The 2,189-nt window shown below is 45.0% G+C and carries 3 protein-coding genes; 1 reads left to right on the top strand and 2 read right to left on the bottom strand.

Annotated elements, in window-relative coordinates; genetic code table 11:
• Positions 1 to 542: InlB B-repeat-containing protein (locus VSA01S_RS19560; RefSeq protein ID WP_147052785.1), on the bottom strand; the 542-nt coding region annotated here is incomplete at its 3' end.
• The gene (locus tag VSA01S_RS19555; RefSeq protein ID WP_083932345.1) at positions 526 to 1,548 is read right to left on the bottom strand and encodes an OmpA family protein; all 1,023 of its coding nucleotides are present in this window, start codon (positions 1,546 to 1,548) and stop codon (positions 526 to 528) included. The genes VSA01S_RS19555 and VSA01S_RS19560, both read right to left, overlap by 17 nt.
• 206 nt (positions 1,549 to 1,754) lie before the next feature.
• Between VSA01S_RS19555 and VSA01S_RS19550 the strand changes: the two genes are divergently transcribed.
• A partial coding sequence (locus VSA01S_RS19550; RefSeq protein ID WP_039983996.1) for an IS6 family transposase occupies positions 1,755 to 2,189 on the top strand: 435 nt, incomplete at its 3' end.

Here is a 2,189-nt window from a genome sequence, read left to right as displayed (position 1 = left end):
TCCTTGGCTTCCACCGAGAATCCCTTAGACTCATCAGGTGCCAAATAGAAGTTCGTGGAGGTGACAGGCGTTCCGTCTTCAAGCTGAATTGTGCCGCCGACAGCAGGGGTAACGGTCATTGATACTTCATGGAACAGAGGAACAGAATTTTTGTCTACAAATTTAACGTCAATGGCGCAGTCACTGTTAACAGGGCCTGCGGTGTAATTCACTTGACCATCGTCAAGAGAGTTAATTGTGACGTTCTTAAGAGGGCAGTCCCCCTTTGTAACCGAAACGCTGTCAATTCTGTAGCCCTCATAAGGCATCACACTAAAAACCGACAAGTCTCCAGCAGAGACGGAGTTTTTGGCAGGGGACACCTCTCCCTCACCGGCTGAGTTAACCGCGACTACATAAGTTTGAGCGATGATATCTGCATGGTCACCTCCGTGGCCGCCATTATCACCCGCCCCAAAAGCCCCTTCATCGTTACACCCAGTTAAGGATAGGGCGAGAAGTAGGAAGGGTAAGCCCCACTTTTTTCTACTGTGATGATTCATTTTGATTTTTCTCATATTTAAAAGGGGCAATATTAATTTCAACTCGACGATTGGCCGCTTGCCCTTCTCGAGTTGCATTGGAAGTTAAAGGTTGAGTTTTCCCTTTCCCTTCAACGTGTAATTGATTGGATTTCACGCCTTGTTGCTCTAAAAACTGAGCAGCTGCTCTTGCTCGGCGCTCAGAGACCACTTGATTGGCTTTTGCACTGCCAACAGAATCGGTATGCCCCACCACGTTTGCTCGCGTTTGCGGATGTTGCACGAGCACTCGGGAAGGCTCAAGTAAGAAAGCTTGGCACTGTTCATTTAGCGTCCAGCGATTGAATTCAAACTGACAGGTTGCTGACTCAGCAACCCGAGTTTTCGGCTCCACTGACTTTATAACCGCGGGCTCTATCGGGCGAATGGCCACAGGCTCGATGATGGAAAGCTCCTCAGAATGAAAAGCGTAACTCAAGCTCCACACAACCGAATGACTGTCGTAGTAGCGCGTTGTCTCATCCCCAATGTCATCAATGTATTGATAACCCATTGACCCGGTTAATTCCGGTGTAAACTGATAGGCCAAACCTATTTCTCCCAATGGAGAAAAACCGGTTGCGCTCGGATTAAAGCCAGGAGCGCTCTTATCCATGTCCCAGTACCCCATACCCAGTCGCCCATAGACACTGGCGTTCTCCTGCCAATACCAATCGTACCGAACCGCCGCTTCAAACAGTGACGTTTTGACGTCTACGGACGTGGCAGAGGCGTGCAGCGTATCATGGTATTGATACCCAGCCTCAAGCGCCCATTGAGGTGTGAATTGATACCCTGCAAACACGCCCAAAACCCCGGCGTTGGGGTCTTGGTCTTCATGATGATAAGCCTCATCTTGTGAGAATTGATAGCCGGCTTTGAGGCCAATATACGGTGCTTTCTCGTGACTTTGTGCTACCGGGCTCAACATAAGACCGCTTACTATCAACAAACAGGGGAAAGTAGAATAAAGGAAGTTTTTTTTCATAAAAAGAGCATCTTAATGACCATAGTTGGAATGGCTTTATTTTGATAAAAGTATGAAATGTTATATCAAAAAATAAAGTTATAATTATAACTATAATTATAACTATAACTTTGTCCACAACCTCACACCAGCTTTGTGGTTCTGTCGCAAAGTTTGAGCCTTTAAGTTAAACTTTGCTTAATTTCTATTCATGATACTTATTCTCTATGTTTAAAGGCTGCCATTTCCCCTCAGAAGTTATTCTCGAAACTATACGCTATTACCTTGCATACAAACTCAGCTATCGTGAAATTGAAGAGATACAATTAGAGCGTGGTGTCGTTGTGGATCATGCCACTATCAATCGTTGGGTTATCAAATTTGCACCATTATTAGAGCATAGAGCGAGGCGTAGAAAGAAGCCGGTGTCTGATTCGTGGCGTATGGATGAAACTTACATCAAAGTCAAAGGTAAGTGGGTTTACTATTACCGAGCCGTCGATAAATTTGGAAATGTCATTGATTATTATCTTAGCCAGAAGCGTGATGAGGCTGCTGCTAAAGCCTTTCTGAATACGGCTATTTCACAAAATGGTTTACCAAGTAAAATTGTTATAGATGGAAGTAAGAGTAACTACGCGGCTATCGATTCTATGAATGTT

The organism is Vibrio sagamiensis NBRC 104589 (assembly GCF_007990935.1).
Lineage (GTDB): Bacteria > Pseudomonadota > Gammaproteobacteria > Enterobacterales > Vibrionaceae > Vibrio > Vibrio sagamiensis.
Note: the sequence above shows the minus strand (reverse complement) of the source record. Positions and strands in the feature narration are given on the sequence as shown.

Coding starts and splice junctions, on each gene's coding strand:
- VSA01S_RS19555 (WP_083932345.1), bottom strand. CDS start 1,548: ATGAAAAAAAACTTCCTTTATTCTACTTTCCCCTGTTTGTTGATAGTA.